Source organism: Amycolatopsis sp. NPDC104819, assembly GCF_055583145.1.
This window is the reverse complement of the sequence record NZ_JBVJON010000016.1, coordinates 201,804-225,271: the sequence shown is the minus strand read 5'-3', so window position 1 is coordinate 225,271 and position 23,468 is coordinate 201,804. Positions and strand designations below refer to the sequence as shown.

Sequence of the window (23,468 nt, the reverse complement as noted above, 5' to 3'; positions counted from 1 at the left end):
CCGTCCCCGCTGAACCTCGAGCCCCAACCACACAAAATCCTACACGATTCAACACGGGATCCGCAGGTCCGACGGGGGTGAACTTCGAATGACCAGGTCACGCCCGGGGCGGCGCGCCCCGGGCGAACAACACCGCGACGGACAACCGGTCAGCCGGGCGCTCCCGGCAGCCGGACCGTCATCAGCGCGCCACCCTCGGGCGCCCGCGCCGCGTACACGGCCCCGCCGTGCCGCTCGGCCGCGTGCTTCACGATCGCGAGGCCGAGGCCCGAACCGGGCAGCGTCCGCGCTTCCGAAGAGCGGTAGAAGCGGTCGAACACCTTCGGCAGGTCCTCCTCGGCGATGCCCGGGCCGGCGTCCGCGACCTCGACCACGGCGGTGCCGTCGCCGAGCGGGTAGAGCCGCACCCAGACCGTCGCATCCGGCGGCGAGAACTTCACGGCGTTGTCCAGCAGGTTCAGGATCGCGCGTTCGATCGAGCTGTTGTCGCCGGTGAGCACCCACGGCTGCAGCGAGACGTCGAAGTTGATCTCGCCCGCACGGCGGCGCGCCCGGTCCAGGGCCCGCTCGACGACGTCCAGCAGGTCGACGCGCTCGAAGCGCTCGCGCGGCTCGTCTTGGCGGGCGAGCTCGACGAGGTCACCGATGAGCTGCGTGAGCTCGTCGAGCTGGCCGCTGATGTCCGCGACGATGTCGACGCGGTCGGCGTCCGGCAGCGGCGGCGCGCCGGGTTTGCTCGCGGCGAGCAGCAGCTCGAGGTTGGTGCGCAGCGACGTCAACGGCGTCCGCAGCTCGTGGCCCGCGTCCGCGACCAGCTGGCGCTGCCGCTCCTGCGAGTCCGCGACCGTGCCGAGCATGGTGTTGAAGCTCGTGGTGAGACGCGCCAGCTCGTCGTCGCCGCTGACCGGGATCGGGCGCAGGTCGCCGGTCTTGGCGACGCGCTCGGCGGCCGAGGTCAGCCGGTCGACCGGGCGCAGGCCGGTGCGCGCCACCGCGGTGCCCGCCGCGGCGGCGACCAGGATGCCGGCGCCGCCGATCAGGAACAGCACCAGCGCGAGCTCGTTCAGCGTGCGCTTGGTCGGGCCCATCGACTGGGCGAGCACGATGGCCTCGCCGTGCCCGGTCGGCAGCGCGACGACGCGGCTGTCGGTGCGGAAGTCCGTCCGGAGCGACTCCGGCGAATCACCGTTCGCGACGTCCAGCTCGGCCTGGCCGAACGGCGGCGCCGAGCTCGACAGCGGGTAGGTCATCACGGCGTGCGCGACGTCGGGAGCGGCGTTGAGCTGGCCGATCTGCAGGTCGGCGCTGGCCAGGAAGGCGCCGGGGACCTGCCGCAGCTCGGTCTGCACCTGCGGTGAGTCGGCGGCCGCCTGCGCGCGCGCCATCAGGCTGTCGTCGAGCTGCTGGTACAGGTTGCTGCGCACGACCATGTAGGCGCCCAGCGAGACGAGCGCGACGGCGCCGGCGACACAGGCGGCGGCGAGCAGCGTCACCCGGCCGCGCAGCGAGAACCGGCGTGTCCCCCACCGCGTGCCCCGGGGGTCGCCGGGTTCGGTCACGGCGGGGTTTCCCTCAGGACGTAGCCCACCCCCCGCACCGTGTGGATCAGCCTCGGCTCCCCCTCGGCCTCCGTCTTGCGGCGCAAGTAGCCGACGTAAACCTCCAGCGCGTTGCCCGACGTCGGGAAGTCGTAACCCCATACTTCCTCCAGTATCCGGCCCCGCGTGAGGACGTGCTTCGGGTAGGAAAGGAACAGCTCAAGCAGTGCGAACTCGGTCCGGGTCAGGCTGATCTCGCGCCCGCCGCGGCGGACCTCCCGGGTCCCCGGGTCGAGCGTCAGGTCCGCGAAGGACAGCATCTCGGACGCCTGGCCGTTCTGGGCGTCCGGGCTGGCGCGGCGCAGCAGCGCCCGCAGCCGGGCGAGCAGCTCTTCCAGCGCGAACGGCTTCGGCAGGTAGTCGTCGGCGCCGGCGTCCAGCCCGGACACCCGGTCGGAGACGGTGTCGCGGGCGGTGAGCACGAGGATCGGCAGGTCGTCGCCGGTGCTGCGCAGCCGGCGCGCCACCTCCAGGCCGTCGAGCCGCGGCATCATGACGTCGAGGACCATGGCGTCGGGCCGGTCAGCGATGATCGCTTCCAGGGCCTGCGCACCGTCACTGGCCAGCTCGACCTGGTAGCCGTTGAACTCCAGGGACCGCCGGAGCGACTCACGGACGGCGCGGTCGTCGTCCACCACAAGGATGCGCATGGCTGTAGTTTTACTCAGCGTGCTGAGACTCGCCTAAGAACACACACAGAACTAACAAAGAGATTCCCTTACTCCGGCGCCCGCGCGACCGGCGCGTTCCAGTGCCGCCAGAGCGCGACCATCCTCACGGTGACCACGGCGGCGGCCGCGACCACGGTGACCGGACCTTCCGGCAGTCGCACAGCGTGACCGATGGCGACGAGCACCGAGCCGGCCAGCGCGGCCACGGCGTAGATCTCTTTACGCAGGACGAGGGGGATTTCCCGGAGCAGCAGATCGCGCACGGCGCCGCCGCCGATCCCGGTCGTCATGCCGATCAGACACGCGGCGTAGACGGTCGCTCCGGCGTTGAGCGCGATGGTCGTCCCGGCGGTGGCGAAGACGCCGAGCCCGAGCGCGTCGGCGAGCAGCACGCCCCGCCGCAGCCGCGCGACCTGCGGGTGGAAGACGAAGACGACCAGGGCGGTCACGGCGCAGACGGCGAGGTAGGGCCAGTTCCGCAGCGTCGTCGGCGGGTGGATGCCGAGCAGGACGTCCCGGATGACCCCGCCGCCGAGCGCGGTGGTGAGCCCGACGACGACCACGCCGAAGACGTCCAGACGAGCCCGCACGGCGGCGAGCGCCCCGGACGCCGCGAAGGCGACGAGCCCGAGGAACTCCAGCGCCGTGAGCAGCATCTACTGGTCGAGCAGGCCGCCGCGGTAGGCCAGCAGGGCGGCCTGCACGCGGTTCGCCGCCCCGATCTTGGAGAGCACGGCGGAGACGTACCCCTTGACGGTGGCCTCGGAGAGGTGCAGCCGCCCGCCGATCTCGGCGTTGCTCAGCCCCTGCCCGATCAGCGCGACGACCTCGCGTTCCCGTTCGGACAGCGAGGCGAGCAGCTTGCGAGCGGGCTGAGCAGCGCGTTGTTCGTCCCGGTGCGACTGGACCATCCGCGCGGCCACCCCGGGATCGAGCACGGCCCCACCCCGGCTCAGGTCCCGCACGGCCCGCAGCAGCGCGGCGGGGTCGATGTCCTTGAGCAGGAAGCCGTTGGCCCCGAGCCGCAGCGCGAGGCTGACGTACTCGTCGATGTCGAAGGTGGTCAGCATGGCAACAGTGGGCGGATCGGGGAGCGCGAGGATGGCCCGGAGCGCGCGAATGCCGTCGTCGGGGGCGCGCATCTTGATGTCGAGCAGGGCGACGTCAGGGTGGTACCGCCGGGCGACCTCGACCGCGGATCTGCCGTCGGAGGCTTCGCCCACGATCTCGATGTCCTGGGCCCCGGACATCATCGCGCGCAGCCCCGAGCGCACCAGTTCCTCGTCGTCGGCGAACATGAGCTTGATCAACGAAGCCCTCCGCAACAGCCAGTAGGAGGCGGCTCCCCGCGTCCCGTTAACGAAGGTTACCTACTGTTGTTCAGCAGTTCGAAACCAGACACGACCAGGTGAGGCGCTGGTCCGTCCAGGTCAGATGCGGCGGACCGTCCGGCAGGGTATATCTCCGGTCAATGAGGAGCCCGAGAACCACTCACCTGGGTGACGACGGAGGTCGTACTACGCCATCCGTGCCCCTCCTGCTGCGACCGCCCCGCGCCCGCTAAGCTGAGCTCGGCAGTACATGCCCTCGTAGCTCAGGGGATAGAGCACCGCTCTCCTAAAGCGGGTGTCGCAGGTTCGAATCCTGCCGGGGGCACAGCCAGTGTTCAACGCGCACTCAGTCACTGCGGTAATGGTTGCGAGCCTGGTCTTCGACTCTGACGGGGAAGTCGTCGCCGAGTATTTCGCCGGGCCAAACGAGAGTCGCCGCCGGTCACGCGGAGGCATACCAGTCGCCGGCCGAGATTCGGGAGACGCACTCGCAGTCCCGCCGGGAACGTCCACCGCCCAGCCAAAGTGCCGGTTTTGCGCGCCTGTCGGAATGTACTCGAAGCGGTTTCGCCGACCTGGACCGTCATCCCAGATATCCAACGTCGCGTCCGGTGAAGCTTCGCCGGCGAGCGTGGTCCGGAGGTCGGCCATCATGTCGCCGGCGCAGACGCGATTCCGGCGAGGGCTGAGCACGTCGAGTTCCAGAGCCAGTTCCCAGAGCCCCTCCAGCGCCCGCACGTCCGCCAGGCAGCAGGCCGCATCGCCCGCCCCGACCGCGGACGCCACGGACCCCAGTTAATTGCGCAGCGGTTCACGGCCAGCGGTCCACCGGACGGCCCTTTGCGCCCGCCCAGGTACCGAGTGCGGACAACCGGGTGCAGCAACCTGCTTTCAGGTACGGCCGCACCCAGTTCCCATTCCGCCGGAAGGCCTTCCGGAACGGGCGTTTCACGATCCGCGCCGCCGCAATCACACTCACTAGCGTCCGGCCACACGAGCCGCTTGTCCGCTGGCATTCCCGGCTTGAGCAGCGTCACCTCGCCGCCCTGCACGGGCAGCGTCGCGATCCTGTACTCCGGGTTGCCGTCCAGCCACTCGCCGAGCACCTCACGTTGGTCGTCGACGTCCAGTGCGCTGAGCCCGCTCGACCAACCGATCGATCTCGGCCGGGTCGGAGTCACCGCGGAGGCCACCGGCGCACATCGCCGTCCCACACCCGCTCGGCCAGCCTGCAGCGGGAAGTGCCAGCTATCGCTGCAGAGAATCCGGGAGCCAGCCGGTTCAGTTCCTCCAGCAGCACCACCATGTCGTGGAGCGCGGAGCAGCCGATCGGTGTCATCCAAGAACTCCAGGAACCCTCGGAGGGTCTCGACGCAGGCTTTACGCGCCGTCTGGCGGGACACGAGGTGATCCACCAGCACCCGGTGCACGTCACCGCTACGCCACAGCGTGGCATCCGGCTATCCCAGGCGGTCCGCGCGACTACGCAAGATGATCTCGATCCGGTCCCGCCACAGCTGACGCTCCTCAGTGTCCTCGGGCAGAAAGCCTCGTGTCGCCGCCTCGGGTTCGAACGCTCGCATCACCCGTTGCTTCGCACGCCTCTTGCATCTGCTCCGCCGCGGAGATGACCCGTCGAAGATCCGATGACCGCACGTTCAGGCGCGTAAACTAGTTGCCGGATACCTCTGGGCGGATTCGAACCTGCGACACCCGCAGCTGCCGGTATCGGTTGCCGCCGCCGCTCAGCTGATCGCGACCGGGCGCCAGATGGCCGGGTTTGTGCCGTTTCATCCAGTTGCTCTCTTCGACGTGTACCGGCGAGACATGCTCTTGTCCGCTCGGAAGCCAGCGATCGTCAGCTTCCACGCTTGAGCTGTACCGTGATGGCGTCGACTGTGACGATGCAACCGATACCGAGGTGAAGGGGTGGTCTCACCCGTGGGGGAAGCCGAACGCAACCATCAAGGGCGGTACGGTGAGGTTTACTTCAACGCCCTCGCGACAGCGGCTGGCGCAGTCCCCCTCGCACAGAAGGGCGGGGACGACATCGAAGGAACCGACTTCATCGTCAGTCTGCCCCGTGAAGTCCGCGGAGTCCGGTACCCCAAGATCCAAGTACAGGTGAAGACGGCCTCAGCACCACAGCTATCGGCTGATCAGTCCGTCTGGAAGTTTCGTGGCCTTGATGAGTGCCAGTACAACGACCTGGCAGGCGACCACCAGCTGCCACACTTTCTGGTGATGCTCGCGGTGCCAAAGAACCACGCCGACTATGCATGCGTCACAGTCAACGCGTTGGAGCTGCGTCACATCGGGTACTGGCTCTCGCTGGCCACCCATCCGTTGATCCTCGACCCGAGCAGGAAACGGAAGGTGAGCGTCGACATCCCGGCGGGAAATCGGCTGACAGTAGAGTCGCTGTTGTCGATGTTCGAGCCTGATCCAAGTGACGTGTCCATGCCCACCGCTCAGCTCCAATCAGGGGGGACACTGTGACCGAGACACCGCACGATCTTGATGTTCCGGACATCATCAGCTACCTGGACGCCGCGGGCTGGCATCGGCAGCCGGGAACTTGGCGAGGGGCAGGCGTCTGGAGTTTCGGCGAGGACGACACGCACGAGCTCCTGATCCCGTTGGAGCACGGATATCGGGACAGTCGGCGGCTGTTGGGGATTGCGCTCGACGAACTCGCGAAATTTGAGGGGCGCCCTCAACTGGAGGTCGCGAGGGACATTGCGGATCCTCTAGTGGACAAGCAGGAATACAGGACGCGCCCACCGACGCCGTCTGGCACCATCCCGCTGCCGATGGCCCTCAGAGCGTTCAGTGGCATCAGCGATCTGTTGTCGGCCGCACGGCGCAGCCTCGACGAGGGCGCCACCCCATCGTTCAGGGGACGACGTCCGGCCGAGGTGACAGCTTTCTTGAACGAGGTATTACTCGATACAACTGCGCCTGGTAGCTACATCATGACCGTGCGTGTGCCGGTTCAGCCGCCTGACCGCGACGCTAATGATCCCCTGGGACGCAGAGTGGTCACGCAGCTGCACCAGGCGATCACCGCCGCACATCGGGCCAGCACTCGGGTCGTGGACCAGGGAGCGGCACTCGATGTCTTTGACAGCGCGATGGAGAACGGGGTCACGCAGCAGCTGTGCGAGGGCCTACTCGAACTCGCCGGCCCTGAAAAGAACCGCCCGTTCGACGTCAAGTTTTTCTGGGCCCGGAGGCTGCCATCCGAGCTGCCGCCGCAATCGATCAGCTTCACCGCCGAGGCGATCCGGGTGCTCGACAGCGGCGCCAAACGGCTCAAAGAGATTGCGTCCAGCGGCAAGGCGACAATCACCGGCAGGATCAGGGAGATGCACTATGCCCCCGCACCGCACCGCGTGCGAGTGCAGGGCAACCTGGTGCGCGGTTCGGGGAATGGCGAGGAGGCGACCATCTGGGTACGCCTCGACCCCGAACAGTATGAACGCGCAAGTCGAGAACATCAGAACCCGCAGCTGACCTTCCAGTTTACTGGTCATCTAACGCGGACTGAAGGACGCGTTGAGATGCTGATCACCCGCGAGGGGTACGTGACACTGGAGCGTTCGTAGCGTTCTCGTGGCGCGGCCCGTCGCCCGGAGGCGGATCGAGCGGGGTGAGGTATCGAGGAGCGCCCATCGCGTCGTAGACCTCGAGAATTAGCCGCTTGGTGCGGTACTCGCCATACGCGGCCTCGTCCTTGCCGCGGACGATCGGGAATGTGTCCATGATGAAGCCGACTTCGTCGCGCCCGATGCCGTAGAGGTGGAAGTATGCGGCGTCCAACTCAGCGCGCATCAGCTCCCTGCGGTGTTCGTCCCAACGGAACGGCTCCTTGACATCACCGAGATCCTCGGCGAAGGATCGCATGTCGTGCGCGGTGTAGGACAGTTCGAGCACCCGAGACATGATCCACTCGCCGAGCGTGAAGTCGGGCGCCCACGGCGCCGACTTGTCATAGGTCTCCGGCGGGAGAACGGGAAGTTGTTTGACAATAAAATATCCCAATGAAGTACCCGATATTTTCTGTCGCGTGATGTAGTCGAGGACGAACGACGACATGTTGGCTTGAAGCTGAGCTGCCTTCTGGGATTGCAACACAAGGAGAAACTTGTGCCCAACCGGCACGCGCGGGATCGCAGCGGCAACCAGAGTTCGTTCGTTCGTCCGGTTGGTCACATCGCGCCAGCCAAGGAGCCAGTCTTTGTTCCACCCACGTTCTTCAAGTCTCTCGGCGACGTCTGCTTCGGCGACCCAGTAGCGCGGAATGGGCACACGCGCTGGGTCAGCCTTCTCATCGAGATCGAGCCGCGGTAGTTCGGTGTCTTGACTACCCTCGGGGCGTTTGTCGTAGGAGGAGAGACGGTGGTCGAAATGGTGGACGAGCTTAGCCTCGTACAACGGCAGCATCCGCGTCTCGCCGTTGGTGAAAACATTGCGGTCGAGGGTCCAGCCGTCACGGGTGAGCTCGGCGGCAGTGCTGAAGCGATCCGAGTCGTTGGCCATGTCGAACATTCGCAGGAACGACTTTCCAGTCAGCTCCCACGGGTTCCCATCAGATACGCCTTCATGCCAGAGCACCGGGACGCGGCGATATATCCCCAGCGTGATCTCGGCGTCGCGTTGCGTGCGGAACTGTGGGCAGTTACCGGTGTTCGGGTTCACAAGTAGTAGATCGTGCGGCGCGACCTTGATGCGTTCGCCGCGCGGCGGCAGTTCGTCAGGATGCTTCGCCAGTGTCCAGAACTCGGCTTGATCGACCCGGCTGGCGCGTCCGGCCATCACCAGAATGGAGAACGGGTACCGCCGATTACCGACATCGGTCCAGATCCGTGGGTTGGTCACGAAGCCCAGCAGAGAGTCGAGCCTGCTGTTCTCGACCGCATCTCGGAAGAATGGTGCGGTCGTCGCGTCCGTGGCAATGCCCGTCGGCAGGATCATACCGAGTCGCCCTTGTTGCCCTTGCACCATACGGCCGGTCTCGGCGAAGACCGCGTAGGTGTTGATATCGCCCTTGCCAGTGAGCGGGTAGCGGCCTGAGCTACGCAACAGGGCGCTGATACCGTCGGCCTTTCGCAGCTCCAGTGCGAAGGCGGCGAACAGGGCGCGGTCGGCTCGGTCAGAACTATACTTCAGTGCGGCAATGCGTCGTTTGCGCTCAGCTGCGTTGCGAGCAGTTGCGATGCCCTCGTGCCTCGCCGCGAAATACTCTTTCTCCTGGATCTTGACGCGCTCCCACGGCGGGTTGCCGACCACGCAGGAGAACCCGCCGACCCAGCCGGTCTCGGGGTCGATGTCGGGTCCGATGGTGGGGAAGATGTGCGGGAATTCCAGGTGCCAGTGGAAAAAGCGGTAGTCACGGGCCAAACCGTCGACGAGCTCGACAAGGTCCTTCGATGCGCTCGACGGATCGGCGGCCAGGCTGTGCAGCACCGCATCGGTGATGGCGGTCGCACGGGTCGCCTCGGTCTTGAGTTGTACGAACGCGGCGCACCAGGTGTCGGCAATCAGTTTGCGGGCGCGGTGGCTTGGCGACTCCAGTAGCTCGTCTCTGACCCGCGCAGCCTGCACGTGCAGGTCCTCCAGCGAGTCCGGCACTGTACTGATGATCTGTGCTGCGGTGGCAGCCTCGGCCGCGTTGTCCACCTCGATCTCATCGGTTCTGAACAGGCTAGCCTGCCCCTTGCGTGCTTTAGCGTTGTCCTGCTTCAGTGCACGCACGGCCGTAGCCTCATCACCCTGAAGTACGGCGAACGCGGCGTCAGGCACACCTTCGCGCAGCAGGCGCGGGGTGGTGCCCAGGAGCGAGTTGCCCACTTTGAGGTTGGCGTCAAGAAACGCCAGTGGCTTGCCGCGTTCCATGGCTTCGAGCCAGAGCGAAACCTTGGCCAGTTCGACGGCCATCGGGTTGACATCGACTCCGTAGATACAGCGGCCGACGACCTCGCGCAAGGCCGTTCGTACCGCGGCATCGGGCGGCTCGGGATCGCCGGTGCGGGCCGCGGCGAGTCGTTTCGCGATGCGCCGTGCCGCCGCGACAAGGAAGTGCCCGGACCCGCAGGCGGGGTCGCAGACGGTGATGGACAGTAGTGCGCCGGCCGGGTCGTCCGTGCGCTCTGCCTGGTCGAGCAGCGGGTCGAGCGCGGAGTCGAGCAAGCAGTCAACCAGAGAACTCGGCGTGTAGTAGGAGCCGGACTCCTTGCGGTCGTTGCCGGCGAGCCGTTCCAGTGTGTACCGCCGCGTGTCCGGGTCGTGGCGTGGTATCAGTTCGAGGAACGACTCGTAGACGCTGCCGAGTTCCTCGGCGCCGAGGTGGCCAAAGTCGACGCGGCGCCGCCCACCGCCCACCGTGTCACGTACGATCGACAGTGCCCGCACTGCTGCGAGCAGATCTACGTTGTACAGCCGCGCACCTTCCAGCGGCGTGTCGAGCGGCCCTGGCTCGTACAGGCCACCGATCCCGGGCAGGCCGAGTTGCGGTACGCCGCCCTCGGTGCCGAGTGCTTGGAATACAAAACGCACGGCCTCCCACAGATCGTCGTGGCGTGTGCCATGGCCGCGGGCCAGTCGACGCAGCCGAGCGGACGAGTAGTACCCGGCGTAGCGTTGTTGCGCGAGCGGTTGCGCGTCCTCGGCGTACAGCGCGTCTCGGTCTTCGGCGACGAACCAGAACAGCAGCCGGTAGACCAGCCGCAGCAGCGACCGGTTGAGGTCGCTGATGGAGTACGTGTGGTCAGTATGGACAGCTTTGCGCAGGTTCCTGTTCTCAGGGTGAGCGAGGAACCCGGTGCCGAGAAGGGAAATCGCTGCTTCTACACCGCTGCGAAGCTGTTCCAGGGCACGCGTCTCCAGCGACTCGGCGGTTTCGCACCAGCGCTCGAGCAGACACTTGTCGTTTTCGTCAGTGGTGAACCGAGAAGTGTGGCAGATCCGGTAGAAGAGCACGAAGTCGGCAAAGAGCTCGCCGTCGAACATCGTGCTCAGATCGAACTCGACGTACGCCGAGCCAACCAGGGCCCGAGCGTCACGGAGCAACCTGAGGCGTGCGCCATTGGACAGGATCGCCCACTGGTGGGCATCCGATCGGTTGAGCAGCTCCTGCAGCATTGACTGCGGGGCGCGCGCGATACGACCAGGAGTCCGGTGATCGAGATCGGTCAGCCAGCCGAGCAAGTGGACCGGAGTCCGCCCTGCGGCGTGGCTTACAGGAAATGCGGTGCCGCCGATGTCGAACCCCGGGTTGGTCTCCAGGTTGCGGAAGTCGAGCTCGCGCAGCAGGATGTGCAGCCATCTCTGCCGGGTGAGCTCGGTGTGACGGGTGTCGGGTGTTGTCGACAGGCTGTCCTTGAAGTCGCGCCAGACGCCGAGCAGGTACTCCCAGGAGCGGGCGGCCTGCCGCCGCACCGACTCGCCCGGTTGAAGTCCGTATGCCGCCGGATCGAGACCGAGTATCGCGCGGTCGCCGCCGGCGATTCGGTCGAACAGCTCGGCGGGTAGCAGCCCGCCGACGACGCTCACCGACGGGAAGGCGCCGAGTGTGGCCGTCACGAGGTACTCCCAGGCAGGTAGACGTAGATGCCGAGCACATCAACGGGTTTGAGTGCGCCCACCGCGATCTTGCGGCGTACCCGTTGCCCTCCTGCCTCGCGAACCCTGATGTGCGCGTCGCGCAGCGCGACGGCATGGTCGTCCGCGACAGACGCCAAATGGGGCTGAAGGCTGTCGAGCCCAGCGACCGCCCGCTCCAGAAAGTCACGCCCCTGGTCCGGTGCCACGTTGCCGCTGGGCTTAGCGTCGAGAAGGGCGGTGACGGCAGCGTCATCCAGCCATTCAGGCTCGTATACCGACCCGCGATAGGCAAGCAGCCTGGCTTCCTCGGCGACCGCCTTGCGCACCCCGGCGCGCGCCGGCAGCTCGACGCCCATACGGAGGCGGATCAGCATGAGGGTGGTGCGCTTGGGCACGTCTGCGGTGTACATAACCCCGGTCCGGCGAGCTGGGCGCTGGTGTGCCGGTGTCGCTGGGTCCAGCGCGCTCTGGAGCACGTACTGTGCGACGGCGACGACGACTGGGTCGGTGCGATCAAGGTGTGCGGTACGCGGTGGCACCGGGAGCGCGGTGTGGAACGGCAGCGGTTCGGGGTGCCGGTGCGGGAGCGCCTCGGCAATGGCTGCGGGCAGACCTCCGGTCTCGGCAGTGAAACCGTCGGAGGTGGCGAGTAGTCCGGAGCCGAGCGCGGCCAGGGATTCACGGACGAACCCGGTGATCTCGCCAACGGTGCCGAGCCCAGAGCGGATCGCGGCAACTTCGCGAGCGACCTCGGTCGGTTTGATGGCGTCCTGTGCATACCGTGTACGGGAACGCTTCTCTCTGTCCCGAGCGCTGTCCCACTCGTGGTGCAGTCGGGTGGTGTGCTCCTCGCCGAACCCGTCGAGAGTCAGCTGGTCAAAGTTGGTGCCCTGGGCCTCCCGCAGGATCAGCCCTTCGAGGACGGCCTCGATCACGTCGTCGCTGCGGTCGGGTACCGGGACGGTGATGCCCAGAGCTGTGCGGATCTGCTCGTGCTTGCGGATCAGCACATCGAGCACGATGCCGTCGACACCGTTGTCACTGCCATAGAGCGTTGTCGCGCGAACCCGATCAACTCGCTGGCCGAACCGGTCGACCCTGCCTTCACGCTGCTCGTGCCGGATCGGGTTCCAGGCGAGGTCGTAGTGGACGACTGCTTGGAAATGCTCCTGCAGGTTGACACCCTCTGAAAGGCAGTCGGTGGCGACCAGGATCGGGCGTTTGGCCTCGTCGGCGACCAGTTCGGCGATGCGCTCCTGACGTTCTTCCGGCGGCAGCGCCCCTGTCACGGCGGCGACGGCGATTTCATCGCCGAGGACGGAAGCGAGATGCGCGGCAACATAATCGGCAGTGTCAATGAAACGGCAGAAGACCACGGGGTTGCAGTCGTGTTTGTGGAGCAGTTCGGTGACAACCTTGGTGAGTTCGGTGAGCTTGGCATCCTTGGCACCGGCCAGCGCCTTGGCGCGTTTGGCGAACCCAGCGAGCCTGCGGTCCGATGTATCCGATTCGGTGGCGGTGTTGGCACCTGGTGACACGTCGACGGATTCGAGGGTCTCCTGGTCGGGCAGGTCGAGCACGGCGGCGCGGCCGAGTTGGTCAACCTCGTCAGCGTTGGCGGCGTTACTGCCGCTGGCGCGTGTCGCGAGGGTGGCCACAGCCGCCGCCGGCGATGATGCGAGTGCGCGTAGCAGGCTGAGCACCGACCAGTAGCGCATCCGCTGATCACGGCGGTTTCCCGCCGCGTCGCGCACCGTTTCTCGCGCGTACGCCAGCACGTTGTCGAAGAGTCGCTTGTACTCGGCGTGAAGCTTATAGGGCCGTTCCTGGCTGAGCCGGTCCCCAGGGAAAGGGGTTTCCTCGTCGAGGTAGGTGCGAATGTCGCCTCGGCGACGCTGCACGAAGTGGCGGGCGAGCAACTCGCGACCGGCGGATTCTTCACGGTTAACATCGCCGAGAGCGGGGTCGAGCAGCCGAAGCAGGTTGCGGAAGCCCTCGTCCTTGCCGCTGTGCGGCGTAGCCGTGACCAATAGCAGATGCCGGTCCTGTCGCTTTGCCAGGCCGGTCAGTAGCTCGTGGCGGAGCATGCGCGAACGCCCACCGGTACCGTCGGAAACGCAGGTGTGGGCTTCATCGACGATCACCAGGTCGGGGCAGTCGCGCCAGAACATCTCGCGCAGGCCAGGCCGTTTGATGAAGTCGGTCGACACCACCATGTGTGGGTACTTCTCGAATACGGTCTCACCGGGCAGCAGCCCCCGCTGCAGTCGTGTGATGGTGCTCGGAAGCAGCAGTTCCGCGTGGATACCGAACTTGGTCGCGAGCTCGGCCTGCCACTGCTCGGCGAGCGCGGGACCACAAAGCACCGCAAGGCCGGTCGCGTCGCCCTGAGCGATCAGTTCGGCGGCGATCAGACCGGCCTCGACGGTCTTTCCGATGCCGACATCGTCCGCGATCAGCAGCCGGACGACTTCCATCCGCACCGCCATCAACAGCGGTACGAGCTGGTAGGAGCGCGGTTCGACGGCGATGCCCGCGAGCGCTCGGAACGGCCCTGCTCCGGCGCGGAAGCCGACGCGCAGAGCAGTCCGCAGCAGCCCGGCGTTGGTGGCGTTCCCGGCGTCGGCCGGGTCAGGATCCGGGAACTTTGCGGAGGCGACCGGTTCCAGTGCCGGGATGATCCCAGCCGTCTGATCCCGGCCGCCACCGAGCGGGCTGAGCAGGAGAAACTCGTCGTCGGAGCCGGGAAGCACCACCCACTCGCGCCCACGCGCGGTCACGAGCGCGCCGACATCAAAGGTACTGCTCACCACGCCTCCCTCCGAGGCTGCCGAATACCGTCGGGAACCGTGCGATCGTCTGCTCCCAGTCTTCAGGACGACCGAAGCGGATCACTAGCCAGCCGTCGTCCCGGAGGCGTTCGTCCTCACGTGGATCGCCATCATCGGACAGATATACCACTGCCTTGCCGTACTCGAGTCGATACACCAGATCGGGTGACGAGTCCGAGGCCGGAACGTCGGAGGGTGTCCCGTTGGGCTGCCGAAGGTTCCGCTCGCGTAGCCATGTGATGAACTCGCCGGCGCGCGCCGACACCTCCTCCAGCATCGACTGCGCGGGCGCCGACTGGTCGCGAGATGAAGTCTTTGCGCCGGCCAATCCTTTCAGCAGTTCCTTGACGAGACGGCGATCAAGTTGTCCATGGACGTGCTGATTGCCGTAGGACAACAGGCATTCATAGCAAGCCATGACACACGGCTCACCAGGGTCGATCTCGTGGCTGTGGTCCACCCCGGTGAGGGGGTCGTAGTGGCAGATTTCGAGCGCTGTAGCAGCCGCTTGGGCCAGCGCGGTCTCGTCGTCCACCAGCCGGCGCAGCACACCCGCGCCGCCCTCGGCACTCTCGATGAACAGTGTCCGCCCGCGTCCATCCCGGTCGGGCATGAGCTGACTGGTCAGCTCGGTGTCTTCGAGCTGAAAAGCCGCCTCGATGCCGCGCTCCAGCGCGGTAGCGAAGCTAATCGCGGTCTCGGTTGCGAGTGGGCCCGGGTGGCGAATCACGAGAATGTTCCGCCGATCCTCCACATAGGGGATCACTCGCTGGCCGCGTTTGATCGCACCGGGATCTGGCAACCCGTCGACACTGTTTGGTTGGGGGTCGCTGGAGCCGGGGTCCCCGCCCCATTCTCCGGTGGCAGCGTCGATGATGAATCCGTCAGCGGTCCTGCGGTTACGCCGACCCAAGTTAGTCATCCGCAAAGTGGCTGAGTCACCGTAGGCAAGATCGAGTACGGAGCGTTCGCCGGCGCGCGCGACCGCGTTGACTCGGCTGGTTTGGCCGTCTCTGTTGTAGTAGCTGTACGAAGTCTGGATCTCGAACCCCGAACGTCGCCGTTCCTCCTCATCGGAAGAAATCCGGTCACGCCGTCGAGTCTTGACCGAGGTCAACCGCAGCAGACCATGCACTGTGGTACTGAGGCGGTCATTGCAGCCAACACACCTGTCGTCAGCGTCGTCGTTGAGGTAGCCGCAGCCATCGCATCGACGCATGCTGCCGGTGGCGATGCCATCAGCACCCTGCTGCTCCGGAGTGAGCTGCGCGCTGTGCACCATATACCGGCCACCGTCGTGGTAGATGATCGCACCGGGCCCGAATTCGCTGATGCCGATGAACCGGGGACGCTGAATGTAGTCCCCGCGCCGCCTGCTGCCCCGCCCCGGCACATACGCGGCAAGCGGTAGCCGCGGGAACGAGTAGCCAGGTAGGAATCCCTCCGATGCGAAGTACCGATATGGGTAGAAGTCCGTCTGCAGGTCACCCCGATCGTCATTCTGCAGAAGCCTGAGTTGGCTTTTGGCAACCCGTACCCTGTCCTCGGCTTGGCGGCGGTCGTTCTGCCCGATCGACACGTCCACGGCCCGCCGTGACTGGCTCTCGTACTCGGAGAGCGCGGTCCGGTACAGGTCGATCCACCGGTCGCATGCACGCCTGAACCTGTCGGGTGCCTCATTGATCACTTCCTCGATCCAACCCTCCCGCCACCAGGAGGATTGCCTCAGCTCATACGTCAGCTCGTGCAATGCGCTTTGGGCGCGAGCGGCAGCCCCTCGTGCAACGTCCGACGTGGTGAGGTCGCGCCATGTGTCTTCCTTCACGCGGTACGTCGACTGATCTCCCGTGACGTCGACCACGTCCGTCATCGAGTCTCCCAAGGAGGCACCCGTCTCAGCCAGCCACAACGCGTGGATGTGCGAGCGGACCAGGTCCTCGTTGGCCAGATCGAGCCGGGGTGGCCGTGTCACACCACCGACCATGTCAGTAGGGCGACGGAAATAATACTCGTCATGCGCGTTGCCGGTTGCGCAATACGCAACTACGAGGGCGGGCTGCCCGGACCTACCCGCCCGACCAGCGCGCTGAACGTAGTTCGCCGGCGTGGGCGGTATGTTACGCAGCGCCACCGCGTTCAGTCCCTTGATGTCGACGCCGAGCTCCATCGTCGGCGAACAGTAGAGGATCGGCAGCAGCGCTTCGCTGAACTCACGTTCCCGCTGCTGCCGTTCCTCGGCGGAGATCTGTGCGGTGTGCTCCAAGGCGCGCAGCCCCCGCAGCGCAACAGCGTCGGCGCAGTAAAGATTCCGGAAGAACGGATTGACGCGCGGCTTCTCGCCCCGCTTCAGGGTCCGGCGGACCTGATCCACGGCACCGGACTCACCGTTACCGGCCAGCCAGCGGATCCGCGCTGACTTGAGCCGATATCCCGTCGCCTCACCGGTGTGCTCCGACGGCACTGGCATAAGCAAGCCACCACCCTGCAGCACCTCCAGCAGATCCTGGATCATCTCCGTCGCGTCGTCACGGCTCGGCCGCTGTCGTTGTGCTGTATAGACGCGGATGAGGTACCGGCCGAATGCACTCCGGCCCGACACGTACATGTCGCGCTGTCGTTTGGATTTCGAACCCTTTGGCCGTGAGCCGACATAAGCGACGCGCGCCAGCGGGGCACGCTCCTCTGGCGGCACCGCCCACGGTTCACGCAAGTGCTGCTCGGACAGCAGCTGCGTGGTCCGGAATCCGGGCTCTGTGAGATAGGGAACGTCGATAACAAGAAACCGGCGTAGCTCGTCGAGAAGCGACGCGGCGACCCGGCCGCGGAAGACACCATCGGCGTTGCGCAGCAAGTGGTGCGTCCCGGACCATAGGCTCTCGTCGGCGGCGACCTCGTCAAGACGCGCGTAGCCGATGCGCAACAATCCCGTCTGCTCGAGGTTCGGCATCGTGACCCGCCAGCCTCGCTCCAGGTCGAGGTATAGCCGGTACCCCACGGTCTCCCGCAGGGCACGGAAAGCCTCATCGCGCACGTATTTGCCCTGCGACTCTTCACGGGCAAACTCAGTCACATCGAGATCCAGAGCTTCGGTAACACGCTGGGCGAGCACTTCGTGACCAAGGCCGTCGGGTTCGTCGCGCATTGCGCGGTAAAGCGCGCTGCGCAGCTGTGCCACCTGCATCAAGTCGTTGAAGTGACCCGCTTGCAGCGATGCGTCCTGGCGAGCATCCACAAACGCGAGCAACTTCTTGGCCTCATCGTCCAGATTGGAGCCGACCTCACGGAGCGAAGAGACCACGCTGGTGCTGATGATCGATACGGCCGAGCTACGCCCCTCGGCAGAGAGTTTCGCCAGCCTACCGAAATCCTGACTGCCTGACTGTTCGTACGAGACTTGACATTGAAGGCAGAATGGCAACGGACTACGGATGAACGCGGCCGCCGTGCCTTCGTCCCCGAAGTCCTGCCGTCCGTCCGACGCAACGCGCAGCGACTCGGGAAGATGTCCTGCTTTGCCGGGCAGCAGCATCGGTGCACCCGTCGCATCGGCAGTTACCCAGGTATACGGCAGGCGTCCATCAGCCAAGACCACATCGACTGATGTGGGCCACGGCGCGTCCGTACTGATGTAGAGGTAGCCGATCTGCGTCTCATCGCCGCCATGGTCAGTGTCCCGCCGCGCCTCGAAAATCGTCGTGCCGGACTGACGACGGCGCCGCACTGACAGGTACTCCTGGCCACACTCTCGGCAGAACGCGAACGGCACGAGAATCTTGGCGGGTGCGCCGACGATCGGCGCGAGCCGCTGGTATTTGCTGGTGATATGCCGTTGGTCGGGAAGCTCAAGTGTGCCGAAGACGTCGTCGCCTTTGGAGAGGAACTGATGCAACCGAAAAGCGAAGACAGGACGGCCGGTTTCCGGGTTTTCGATGGCGGCCCCGGCCTGCAGGACGCCGGTAATCGCGTGCTGACATTCCTGCTCTGCAAGTCCAGTGGTCTGGGCTAGCCGACGAGTCGCCTCGGGCATCGTCAACGGGGTACGGCGCCGGATCGGCGACCGGTTGGCGAGCTCACCATCTTCGAATCCGAGAGTCTGCTCGACCCAGGCTGTCAAGGGATCGATGACGAACGAGTCGAAGGTATCGGGCGGCGTGCCTCGACGTACCGCAGCGATCAAGGCCGCCGCTTCGACAGCATTCTCGTCGGTTACTCGGGCCAGCGTTTCCCCGATGACATGTTCACCCTTGACGGGTGTGCCGAATAGACGGCCGGCGATGAACGCCACCTGCTCACGCTGACTCTCCTGGTCGCCCTCTGTGGTTATCGTGGCTGACGTGCCTACACACTGCACGTCGTCCGCTCGGCACGCCTCACGCAAACGTCGCACCAGGAGCGCGACGTCGGCGCCCTGCCGCCCGCGGTAGGTGTGCAGTTCATCAAGGACGAGAAACCAAAGGTCCCGTGCCGCTTCGATCAGTCCGCGGTCTCTGGTGCGGGTTAGCACAAGATCAAGCATCACGTAGTTGGTCAGGAGGATGTCCGGCTTGCTTTCGATAATTCGTTGGCGATCGCCATCGCTCTCCTGGCCAGTGTATCTCTCGAAGGTAACCGGTGCGCCATCGGGAAAACCCAACTCGAGGAACTTGTGCAGCTCACGGTATTGGCTATTCGCCAACGCGTTCATTGGATAGACAATGATGGCCTTGATGCCTGGTTGGTAGGCACCCTCAGAACGCGCTCGAAGGATCCGGTCCACGATGGGGATCAAGTAGGCGAGACTCTTGCCGGATCCGGTGCCAGTGGTCAGCACATAACTGTGCCTACTGCGGGCGATCTCGATGGCCTCCCGCTGGTGCTGATGGAGCCGGAGCACCCGGCCGCTGCCCGACTCATCCTTCAGTCGAAAGATCCGCTCGCAGTCGGGGTGCAAGTCCTCCGCCGCGACCAGTTCGGTGATGGTGCGCCCGGAAGCGAAGTTGGGGTTCAGCGACAGCCAGGGGTCTGGCCATTGATACCCTTCGGCCATTCGTGCACTCACGTGGCCACGAATGCCGTCGTCCCGGATCTCGACGAAGCTTTCGGTGAATTCGCGGTAGTCGCACACAAGCTCGTCGCGAACCTTGAACACATCCATCGCACCGTCCTGCTGTTTCCCTCGTTATGGCTGCGACCAGCTTGCGCGCTCAACATGAGCCAACAAGACCCGCGCAGATTCACACGTACGAGGCTATCGGGTCAACGCCCCTTCTGGTTACACGCGAGGGTCTCCGAGTATCGGGCAGTTGCAGAGAGTAGTCGCTCGCGCGGATGTACCTCTGCTGGCCTTCACGGTTGCGCGAGAGAATGAACTGAACCACTCACCACGACCGTGACGCCTTCAGGGAGGTTACTTGCCCAGCGCATCCACGCCGGCCTGGGCGAACGACTCGTCCTGGGCACCCGACGGCGCACCCGCGACGCCCACCGCCGCGATCGGGGTGGAACCCGCCGCGAACGGCACCGCGCCCGCCAGGAACAGCGTGCCGTCGATGTCCTTCAGCGTCGGGTTCTGCTGCAGGCGGCCGACCAGCTCCGACGTCTTCGCGTTCCACGAGACCGCCGTGAACGCCTTCTGCTGCGCCGAGCTGTAGGACTGCGGGCCCGCGCCGTCGCCGCGCAGTGTCAGGACGGTGTTGCCGTCGCGGTCCACCACCGCCACCGACACGTGCTGGCCCGCCTTCGTGGCCGCGTCCAGCGCCGCCTGGGCCGCCTTCTGCGCGGCGGCGATCGTCAGGTGTGACGTCTGCACGAGGTTCCGGGCCGGCGCGGGAGCCGCGACGGCCGGGGCCGCGACCGCCGAAACGGCGGCGAGACCGGCGGCAACGGCGGCGATCCGGGTGCGGGTCGAGATCATGGTGCGCTCCTTGATGTCGTGGGGTTCGATGGCTCCAGCTTCACCCCGCGACCAGGTCGTTCCGGTCATCGTCCCGGCCGACACCGAGGTCATCCGATCGGCTGATGCGCGGACCGCAAGCCCGGTTGACGCTGGTGCCGAGAGAGGAGGAAACCGGCATGACGACCGACACGCGGTGGCTCGCCGCGGCCATGCACTCGGCCTTCTTCCTGCTGGTGCTCGGCTCCGCGGTCCGCTTCCTGACGCGGCACGAAGGCACCGCGCTGGCGCCGTGGGTGATCGCGCTGACCGCGGCGCTCGTCCTCGCCTACAGCGCGGGCCTGCTGTTGAAACCCGGCCTGGCCTGGCTGCTCGTGGTCCTGCTCTTCTGGGTCGTCCTGGTGGTGCTCGCGCCGAGCTTCGCCTGGTCGGCGATCCCGCTCTTCGTCACCGGCCTGCGCACCCTGCCGACCGGCCCGGCCCTCGCGCTGGTCGCCGTGGTCACCGCGCTCGTGGTCGTCTCGCAGAACCGGCTGTCCGACGGCTTCGACCCGAACCTGACCGTCGTGCCGATCGCCATCGCCGTGGTCACCGCGGCGGTGATCACCTTCATGCGGCGGCAGGCCGAGCGGCTGCGCGAGTCCGAACGGCAGGCGGGCGTGCTGGCCGAGCGGCACCGGGTGTCCCGGGAGATCCACGACGCTCTCGCGCAGGGCCTGTCCAGCCAGGCGATGCTGCTGCAGGCCGCCGACCAGGCCTGGGACCGGCCCGAGCTGGCCCGCGAACACCTGCGGTCCGCGCAACGCGTCGGCGTCGGGAGCCTTTCGGAAGCACGCCGGCTCGTGCAGGACCTGGCGCCCGCCGACCTCGCCGACGCCACCCTCGAAGAGGCGCTCCACGCCGTGGCCGGGCGGCAGGCCGAGCTGCCGGTCGAGGTGCGGGTCGATGGAACCGGGCGGCCGCTGCCCGAGCGCGTCGAGTCCGCACTGGTCCGGATCGCCCAGGGCGCGCTCGCCAACGCCCTCGAGCACGCCGGCGCCGGACGCGCCGTCCTCACCCTCACCTACCTCGACGACCAGGTCGTGCTCGACGTCGCCGATGACGGCCGGGGGTTCCACCTGACGGAAAACGACCCGGGCGAACGAGGTCACGGGCTTCCGGCCATGCGGGCCAGGGCGCAGCAGCTCGGCGGCCGCCTCACCGTCGAATCCGCCCCCGGCCAGGGCACCGTGATCTCGGCCGCCATCCCGTTGGAGACTGCCTCATGAGCATTCGTGTCCTGGTCTGCGACGACCACGCCGTCGTCCGCGCCGGGCTGCGCGCCCTCCTGGCGGGCGCGGACGGCATCGAGGTCGTCGCGGAGACGGCGACCGGGGAGGAAGCCGTCGCGACCGCGGCCACCACGCATCCGGACGTCGTGCTGATGGACCTGCAGCTCGGCGCCGGCATCGACGGGATCGAGGCGACCCGGCGGATCCGCACGGGTCCCGGCACGCCCCGGATCCTCGTGCTGACCACCTACGACACCGACGCGGACATCACCCGCGCCATCGCGGCCGGCGCCACCGGGTACCTGCTCAAGGCCGGGTCCGCCCACGAGCTGTACGCCGCGATCGAGGCCGCGGCGGCCGGGCGCACCGCGGTGTCGCCGCCGGTCGCCGACCGGATGATGGCGCAGCTGCGCACCCCGCGGCCCGCGCTCACCGATCGTGAGCGCGACATCCTGCGGCAGCTCGCGCAGGGCCTGGGCAACCGCGAGATCGCCCGTGCGCTGTTCATCAGCGAGGCGACGGTCAAGACCCACCTGAGCCGGATCTACGGCAAGCTCGACGTCGACACCCGGTCCGGCGCGGTCGCGGTGGCCAAGGAACAACGGCTGCTCGACTGATCACGCCCACCGCGCGCCGTAGGCCATTCCCGGGGTGAGGTGCTGGAACCGCAGGTGCACCTCCCCCGCCGGGTCGACGTCGTGGCGGCGTCCGCGATAACCCGAGTCGGACACGTCGCGCTGGAACGCCCCGTCCAGGGCCCACACCTCCCGCGGGCGCTCGGGGCCGAACCGGACCCGCAGGTCGAACACGTCACACGCGTGCCGCGGCACCGACACCATGTACGGCCGCAGGGACGGCGGCCGGAACAGGATCGCCACCTCCCACGACTCGCCGCGTGACAGCGGCCGGGGCAGCTCCAGGCCGTAGCCCCACCGGTCGGTCGCCTCCATGCCGCGGTCCACCAGCGTGCCGCCGTACAGCACGGTCACCTCGAGGTCCGCGCGCCCGGCGGGGAGGGAGATCGCGAGGTCGAGCGACCGGAGGCCGTCCTGGTCCGCGACGATCTTGCGTTGCTCCAGCACCGACGGCCGCGGCTGGTCGAGCACCATCGCCACCGCCAGCGACGTCGTGTGCCAGCGGTCGGCCGGCACAACGACCGGGGCCTCCGGTGATCCCGCCGCCAGCTCGGCGAGCAGGTCGATCGCCTCGTCGACGCGTCGGCGGACCGTGCGCGGGTCGCGGTCGACGCGGCGCGCGGCCCAGCGGACGCGGTCCTGGTACAGCGGCTGGTTGGCCTCCGCGGCGATCGCGAAGGCCGCCAACGCCGCCAGGCGCAGGTCCTCCGGCAGGTGTGCGGCCAGCTCGGACAGCCGGCCCGCCACCTTGTTCCGGATCGCCACCAGGCCGTCTTCCTCCGAAACCGAGCACGCCGTGCGGAGACCCGGGCCCACCCGTTCCTCGATCCGGCCCTGCAGGCCACGCCCTTTGCGGAGGGTCTTCAGCTCCTGAACCAGCTCAGAACGCTCCACGATGGTCTCCTTCAGTGCGTTTCCATGACGTCTCCTCTCCGCGCAGGGTGCGTTCGGCCGGTGGACGGGAAGTGGACAGAACGTGCATCACCGACGCGATCAGCGCGGTTCCCATGCGGACGCCGTCGCGGCCGAGGTAGGTGCGGTAGGTGCCGATGCGGCCGAGCGCGTCCTCGTCCGCGTCGCCGACGCCGAACGCGACCACGTGCGGGCGGCGCGCCCACGCCGGGTCGTCGAGCGTCGCGAACGCCGCCGGCCAGGTCACCGGGTCGGTCGGCTGGCCGTCGGACAGGAAGAACACGACCGGGCGGCGCACCCGCATCCGGTGCTTCTCCAGCGCGCCGACGTCGCCGTCGATGACCTCGCGCAGGAACGTGAACGCCGGTCCGAAGTTGGTGCCGGCGCACGCGCGGGGCGCGGGGAGCTCGGCGAGGTCGTCCATCGGCAGCAGCGACTGCACCACGTGCGGTGTCTCCCCGAAACCGACCACGCTGCAGAGGACCCGGCCGGTGACCGACGCGTCGGCGTGCACCGCGCCGCGGAACTCCCGCAACCCGGTGTTCAGCTCGTCGATGTGGTCGGCCATCGAAAGCGACACATCACAAGCGACGTAGCACGGCAACACATCGGACCCCATTCCGGTTTCTCCTTCACGCCCCTGGTTCACCGGTGCAGGGTGGCAAGCCGGTGTGTATCGAACGTGGAAGAAATGCGGATTTTCGAAACCCTTACGGCCGATTGCGCGATGTCAATCACGGAC

Annotated in this window: 14 protein-coding genes and 1 tRNA gene; 5 read left to right on the top strand and 10 right to left on the bottom strand. The window is 66.8% G+C overall.

The features are described from left to right. Positions 1-149: 149 nt before the first annotated feature. The 4 genes from ACZ63E_RS39165 to ACZ63E_RS39150 form a co-directional block, all read right to left on the bottom strand. Positions 150-1,559, bottom strand: coding sequence for an ATP-binding protein (locus ACZ63E_RS39165; protein ID WP_465341376.1), 1,410 nt, complete (start codon positions 1,557-1,559; stop codon positions 150-152). Further along, positions 1,556-2,248, bottom strand: coding sequence for a response regulator transcription factor (locus tag ACZ63E_RS39160; RefSeq protein ID WP_465341375.1), 693 nt, complete (start codon positions 2,246-2,248; stop codon positions 1,556-1,558). The genes ACZ63E_RS39165 and ACZ63E_RS39160 overlap by 4 nt, the downstream gene beginning before the upstream one ends. A gap of 68 nt (positions 2,249-2,316) precedes the next feature. After that, the gene (locus ACZ63E_RS39155) at positions 2,317-2,925 is read right to left on the bottom strand and encodes a trimeric intracellular cation channel family protein (RefSeq protein ID WP_465341374.1); all 609 of its coding nucleotides are present in this window, start codon (positions 2,923-2,925) and stop codon (positions 2,317-2,319) included. Beyond that, a complete protein-coding gene (locus tag ACZ63E_RS39150; RefSeq protein WP_013230063.1) occupies positions 2,926-3,579 on the bottom strand; it encodes a response regulator in 654 nt (217 codons plus the stop codon). It lies immediately after the preceding gene. 273 nt (positions 3,580-3,852) lie between these two features. Between ACZ63E_RS39150 and ACZ63E_RS39145 the strand changes: the two genes are divergently transcribed. From ACZ63E_RS39145 to ACZ63E_RS39135, 3 genes are all read left to right on the top strand, one after another. After that, positions 3,853-3,925, top strand: a tRNA-Arg gene (locus tag ACZ63E_RS39145). Between the two features lie 1,604 nt (positions 3,926-5,529). Next, on the top strand, positions 5,530-6,099 hold the full coding sequence (locus tag ACZ63E_RS39140) for a DUF4365 domain-containing protein (protein WP_465341373.1): 570 nt from the start codon (positions 5,530-5,532) through the stop codon (positions 6,097-6,099). Then, complete coding sequence (locus ACZ63E_RS39135; protein ID WP_465341372.1) at positions 6,096-7,208, top strand: hypothetical protein; 1,113 nt, start codon at positions 6,096-6,098, stop codon at positions 7,206-7,208. The genes ACZ63E_RS39140 and ACZ63E_RS39135 overlap by 4 nt, the downstream gene beginning before the upstream one ends. On the opposite strand, the gene ACZ63E_RS39130 is transcribed toward ACZ63E_RS39135, so the two are convergent. The 4 genes from ACZ63E_RS39130 to ACZ63E_RS39115 form a co-directional block, all read right to left on the bottom strand. Then, positions 7,171-11,184 carry an Eco57I restriction-modification methylase domain-containing protein gene (locus tag ACZ63E_RS39130; RefSeq protein WP_465341371.1) on the bottom strand — a complete coding sequence of 1,338 codons (4,014 nt, stop codon included), beginning with the start codon at positions 11,182-11,184 and terminating at the stop codon, positions 7,171-7,173. The two genes, ACZ63E_RS39135 and ACZ63E_RS39130, sit on opposite strands and share 38 nt — an antisense overlap. Further along, complete coding sequence (locus tag ACZ63E_RS39125) at positions 11,181-14,015, bottom strand: helicase-related protein (protein WP_465341369.1); 2,835 nt, start codon at positions 14,013-14,015, stop codon at positions 11,181-11,183. The genes ACZ63E_RS39130 and ACZ63E_RS39125 overlap by 4 nt, the downstream gene beginning before the upstream one ends. Further along, positions 13,999-19,170 carry a DEAD/DEAH box helicase gene (locus tag ACZ63E_RS39120; protein WP_465341368.1) on the bottom strand — a complete coding sequence of 1,724 codons (5,172 nt, stop codon included), beginning with the start codon at positions 19,168-19,170 and terminating at the stop codon, positions 13,999-14,001. Before ACZ63E_RS39120 ends, ACZ63E_RS39125 begins: the two co-directional genes overlap by 17 nt. Before the next feature lie 252 nt (positions 19,171-19,422). Then, entirely contained in the window at positions 19,423-19,929 is a 507-nt protein-coding gene (locus ACZ63E_RS39115) for a GlcG/HbpS family heme-binding protein (protein ID WP_465341367.1), read from the bottom strand. A 158-nt stretch (positions 19,930-20,087) separates the two neighbouring features. On the opposite strand from ACZ63E_RS39115, the gene ACZ63E_RS39110 reads away from it, so the two are divergent. Both ACZ63E_RS39110 and ACZ63E_RS39105 read left to right on the top strand, forming a co-directional pair. Beyond that, a complete protein-coding gene (locus ACZ63E_RS39110; RefSeq protein WP_465341366.1) occupies positions 20,088-21,176 on the top strand; it encodes a sensor histidine kinase in 1,089 nt (362 codons plus the stop codon). Further along, positions 21,173-21,796: a response regulator gene (locus tag ACZ63E_RS39105; RefSeq protein WP_465341365.1), complete on the top strand. Its 624-nt coding sequence runs from the start codon at positions 21,173-21,175 to the stop codon at positions 21,794-21,796. The genes ACZ63E_RS39110 and ACZ63E_RS39105 overlap by 4 nt, the downstream gene beginning before the upstream one ends. Here ACZ63E_RS39105 and ACZ63E_RS39100 read toward each other — a convergent pair whose 3' ends face one another. Together ACZ63E_RS39100 and ACZ63E_RS39095 are read right to left on the bottom strand one after the other, a co-directional pair. Beyond that, complete coding sequence (locus ACZ63E_RS39100) at positions 21,797-22,708, bottom strand: hypothetical protein (RefSeq protein WP_465341364.1); 912 nt, start codon at positions 22,706-22,708, stop codon at positions 21,797-21,799. Next, positions 22,695-23,345: a vWA domain-containing protein gene (locus ACZ63E_RS39095; protein ID WP_465302197.1), complete on the bottom strand. Its 651-nt coding sequence runs from the start codon at positions 23,343-23,345 to the stop codon at positions 22,695-22,697. The genes ACZ63E_RS39100 and ACZ63E_RS39095 overlap by 14 nt, the downstream gene beginning before the upstream one ends. Positions 23,346-23,468: the final 123 nt, after the last annotated feature.